Source organism: Dietzia sp. HMSC21D01 (assembly GCF_001815995.1).
GTDB classification, from domain to species: Bacteria; Actinomycetota; Actinomycetes; order Mycobacteriales; family Mycobacteriaceae; genus Dietzia; species Dietzia cinnamea.
The window spans coordinates 1-686 of sequence record NZ_KV823667.1 but is presented as its reverse complement, the minus strand read 5'-3'; the positions used below and the strand labels follow the sequence as shown (position 1 = coordinate 686).

2 pseudogenes are annotated in these 686 nt (G+C 76.1%); both read left to right on the top strand.

Going from position 1 to position 686, the window contains the following annotated elements:
- Window positions 1-386, top strand: a pseudogene (locus HMPREF3086_RS01715) (DNA-protecting protein DprA); the annotation flags it as partial.
- Window positions 387-453: 67 nt separating this feature from the next.
- Window positions 454-686 (top strand): annotated as a pseudogene (locus HMPREF3086_RS01710) (hypothetical protein); the annotation flags it as partial.

Genomic DNA, 686 nt, shown 5'->3' with positions numbered 1-686 from the left:
GGCCGGTCGGGGCCGTACCGGGTCCGGTCACCTCGGTCGCGTCGGTCGGGTGCCATCTCCTCCTCCGGGACCGCGGGGCGGTGCTGATCGGACGCACGGCGGACGTGGTCGAGCTGGCCGGAGCGATGGGGGAGACGGCGCCGCCGCCGGCCCGGGAGGCCACGTCGTGGGACGGGCTGGACGACGTGACGCGGCGCATCCTCGAGGCGCTCCCGACCTCCGGAGGGGCCGCACCCGCGGAGGTCGCCAGGTCGGCCGGGATCGCGGCGGCCACGGTGCGGGCCGTACTCGGTCGGCTGATGTCCACGGGCGCGGCCGTGCGCGGCCCGGAGGGCTGGCGCAGATCCGGCGACGGCGGGATGCAGCTCAGCCTGCCGGTCTCCTGAGTCGGGCCCCGCGCCGGGTGGTTGCGTGCCCGTCGAAGGGGCGCGACAATCGGTGTCCATGGGACGGATGCGCACTCGTGAGGACGATGGGGAATCGCTGTCCGTGCACCTCGAGGAGGTGCTCGACGACTACGTCGCGCACCTCCTCACCGGCAGGTCTCGCTCCGAGGCGACCGCCCGGTCCTATCGATCGGACGTCCGCGGACTGCTCGGCCACCTCGCGGCGGGCGACGGCGGGCCCACCACCGGCCCGGAGCTCGGAGCCGCGCTGACCCTGCCCGCCCTGCGGGGCTGGCTCGC